Genomic DNA, 4,262 nt, shown 5'->3' on the forward strand with positions numbered 1-4,262 from the left:
GTTAGCAATTCCGAGTGGATTCGGACGTAGTCGAATCCGCCGTAATTGCGGTTATACATTGTTACCACACGTTTTTTTTATTCAGTTAATATTTCGTTTAATATAAAATTCAAGTTTTCTTTTCCAATTTTACTTAATCCACCATATTTCATATTCGGTGAAAATGGTTCAGATTCTGTCATTCCACAACTTTCCAAACATAACCAAACCTTTCCTATTTCCTTATTTTCTTTGTTGTAAAATCTCAAAATATATTCCGATTCAGATAAACTCCAAGTAGTCTCTGACCAATTGAAATTGCTTGGATTATTGAAAAATGTAATCAAATCAGCCTTATTCAATTCCGATACAGTTTTGGAAGTCAAACGACTCGTTAGAAAGTTATTCTTAAACAGCTTAATTTTCGCAACGTGTTCTCTTGGGAATTTATATTTTCCAAATCCGAAATTCTTTTCAAACGCCTTTTTTTGTTGTTCGGTCGTTTTACGCATATAAAATTCGTTCAATTCGTCAGTCGGAATGTGTTTCGAGTAGAATTGTCCTCTGTCAGCTATATCCCAAATAATAGCAAATCCTATTATTGCAAAAATTCCAATTATTAATAATATTTTTTTCAGGATATTCAATTAGTGACGATTTTTTCAAATGTGTGGTAACGGTCTTGTGTATGAAACGTAGCGTATAAATTAACGCTAACTTTTCGGATTTAGCACGAGCCGAATTTTTTATTTTTATGTTTAATTTTCTTTTCTAAATATAACCAAATAAAAAATTTGGCGTACTTTGTAAATATACAAAAAACCTCTCGGAAAGCCTATAATAGCTATGTTTTATACACGTTGTTGTGTGTAGTGTTTTTGCGTTCTGCTTGGTTTTCCGATGTTTGTTATTTAGTTCAAATGTGAGCGTTGGCAAGACATACTCTTTTGCAATTTTTGGCGTAGCGTTGGCTTTAGCGAATTGCGAATGTGTATGGCTTATGCGTTGGCTTCTTCCACAATGTTTATTTCTTCTTGATTCAGTCCATACAATTCATAAACCATTTGGTCTATTTCTCTTTCCGTTTTTTCAATGTCTGTTTTTAATTGCTCTGCTTTTAGCTTTTGTGTTTTAAAATATTGCATCCATTCAGCTTCTTCTTCTAAACTCAACCGTACTTTCAATTTTTTCAATTCTTTTAAAAGAATACCAAAACCCAACAAGTTCCAATTCTGAAGTTTCTTGGAAGGTTTATTAATTGATAATTTAGATTGCAACAACTCAACAAAGCCATTTATCAATAGATTTTCTTGTTCTTTAAGTTCAATCATTTTGTCAATTATTTGATTGAAATGTTTAGGCTCCTTGAATAGTTTATTTGAAATAGGAAATTTTTTACAATTGGCTATGAGGATTTTTTGAAAAAGTTCTTTTTCTAAATCAAGAAACGAATACTTGTGATAAAAATTAATCAATTTAGAGTTTAATAATGCTAACAAAGATTTTACACTGACTGTGTCAGGTTTAGGTATAATTCCAAAACCAATTTGCGTGTAGTAAAGTGGCTTGTCGGTGTAACCTGAATATATTCTTGGTGGTTTACCTGAAACTATTTGCCTTATTAAAACTCTTGGTGAATTGAAAAATCTTTCATCTCTTGGTGCTCCAAGCCAATCTCCATATTTGATATATTCCTTTATTTCATCAGAAACAAAATACCTTTCAATATTACCACCACTTATTAATGGTTTGTATACATCACTATCTTTAGTGTCTGAATGAAAACCTCTTGATTTAATTATTTCTTGCGAATGTCCTTTGTATTTGTCATAAGGCGTTATACCTAAAGTGAAATCAGCAATTTCCCCTAAATCAATAGAATCTTTTGGGATTTTTTGCAATAATTCAAATTGCTCTGGACTTACATAAATGTTGAAATTATAGTTGTCATTTTGTTTCCAATTTGATTTTGAAATTATCTTCTTTCTTAAATCATCTACATAGTTGATTTTTTCATCTTTTTTATAAAGGATAGTATCAACTTCATTGGTAGAAGATTTTTTTCTAAACTCAAATATTATAGTTTCTACTGTTGCATCCTCAAAGACATCATCAGGAAGTTTTATAATGGTTGTCATATCGTCCAAGAGCATTTTCCTAATCTTCTTATAAGAAGAGTTTACAAGAATGGAATTAGGATTAATAAATGATAAAAAACCATATTCTTTTACAATGTCATACCCTTTCTCAATGAAAATAGAGTAGAGGTTAATTCTGTTTTCAGTTGTCTCATATTTTTCAAATAATGCTTTGACTAAATCATTATCCAAAGCTTTAATATCTACATAAGGTGGATTTCCAATGATTACGTCAAAGCCACCTTTTGCAAATACTTCAGGAAACTCTTTTTGCCAATTAAAGGCTTTGTCTCCTGCAACAATTGGGTCGTCAATTAAACTATTGCCACATTTTATATTATCATTCAATGAAGTTAGTTTTCTGCCTTTTTGTGCAGTTCTTAACCAAAGCGAGAGTTTTGCGATTTCTACACTTTCTTCGTTTATATCTACACCGAACAAATTGTTTTCTAAAATGGAATTTTCTACTTCGCTCAATATCATTGCGTCTCCAAAGAGTTTGGCTTGTAATTCGTCAATATATTGATGTTCTGCAATTAAAAATTCTAAAGCTTGATTTAAAAAAGCTCCACTACCACAAGCTGGGTCACAAATGGTAATTTGTAATAACCATTTTCTGTAATCTTCTAATTTTTGAGTTAAGTTTTTGAGTGTTGTTTTCTTTCTTCCTTTACGCTCTTTTTCGTATTCTGCTTCTTGTATGTCAAGTTCTGTTTTCTTTTCTTCACAAAGTTTACCAACAGTATTATCTACAATATATTTGGTAATGTATTTTGGTGTGTAAAAGACACCATCTTTTTTACGTTTGGTTTTGCTCTGTTCAGATGCAACTCCTTGAATTTCGGCTTGAATTTCGTCAATATCATTTAACGAATGTTCAAAAATGTGTCCGAGAATGTTTACGCTTACTTCGCTCTCAAAATCGTAGTTACTTAAATTAACCGTGTGTTTGTAAAGTAAATCGTCATTAATTTTGATGTTGTCTAAAATCTCGTCAGGTGCAAAAAGTCCACCATTATAGGCAAAAATATCGTGTTGTTGTCCTTTGTGTCCTGTGTTCATATAACCGAAATACTTTTTAAATCGGTCGTATAAAGGGAAATACTCATCATATTTATCACGTAAATCAGTCCATTGGTTTACGATTGAACGAATTGAGTTTGGTGGCAATAATAATCTATCTTCTGCGAAAAAGATAAATAGAAAACGGTCGAGTAGCTTCTGCGTTTTTTTGAATAATGTTAGTTTGTCGTATTCGGGATTTTCTTTTTGGATGGCATCAAAAATCTCGTTTCTAAATGAAGCGTAATCTTTGTATAATTTTTTGGTGACGTTTTCCTCTTGTGTTAAAGATTCATCTTTAATCTTTTTAGGAATGTCTCTTAAAAGATATTCTGATGATAGACAAAGCCAAAGAATGTCGAAACGTTCTTTTGAAAGTTGAAATAAATTAAATTCCTCAAAGTCAACTGCGTTGTCAATGTAAAAACGCAACTTTTCAAAGTTAGAAGTTATTACATAATTACAACCTGGTTGGTTGTTTTTATATCCAAATGCTTGGGTTTCTACTTTGCTTAAATCGGTTGTGTTTGTACCTTTCAGTTCAATTACTGCAAGTGCTTTTTCTCCTTTTAGAATTGCTCCATCAGTTTTTTTAGAACCTTTTATGTTTTTTAATTCCGTTGTGAGATTAAAGTCAGGTGTTGGGTTTTTAACGTATCCGAATACGTTTACAAAAAGGTCAATTAGAAATTCGCCTTGATATTGTTCCTCTTTGGAATTTCGTATGTTTTCTTGAATGGTCGGATTATGGAAATAGCTTGTAAATCGCTCGTAAGCTTGATTGACTTTTTCGGACTCCAATCCTTTTAAATATTTGTTTAGAACAGAGTTCTGAAATAAGCTCATAAAATTTTAATCTTTTTTCTCAAATTTAATATTATTCCGAGCGTTGGCAAGAAACAGCTCTTTTATTTTTTTCAGCGTTGGCATTTCGCGTTGGCAAAAAAATAAATGTGCTGTTTGAGCGTTGGCTTTTTTAGTTCAAATGTTCAATTTTAGCACGATTTTTACATTACACACAACGTGCGTGTATATGACAAGTAGCGTGCAAAAAAGCGCTAATTTTTCGGTTGAGCCACAAGC

At 31.5% G+C, this 4,262-nt stretch carries 2 protein-coding genes; both read right to left on the reverse strand.

The window, feature by feature from the left end:
* Positions 1-77 precede the first annotated feature (77 nt).
* Positions 78-626, reverse strand: coding sequence for a hypothetical protein (locus tag EIG86_RS07030; RefSeq protein WP_127845462.1), 549 nt, complete (start codon positions 624-626; stop codon positions 78-80).
* Between the two features lie 351 nt (positions 627-977).
* Positions 978-4,025: an Eco57I restriction-modification methylase domain-containing protein gene (locus EIG86_RS07035; protein WP_127845463.1), complete on the reverse strand. Its 3,048-nt coding sequence runs from the start codon at positions 4,023-4,025 to the stop codon at positions 978-980.
* Positions 4,026-4,262: the final 237 nt, after the last annotated feature.

Source organism: Psychroflexus aestuariivivens, assembly GCF_004010055.1.
GTDB classification, from domain to species: domain Bacteria; phylum Bacteroidota; class Bacteroidia; order Flavobacteriales; family Flavobacteriaceae; genus Psychroflexus; species Psychroflexus aestuariivivens.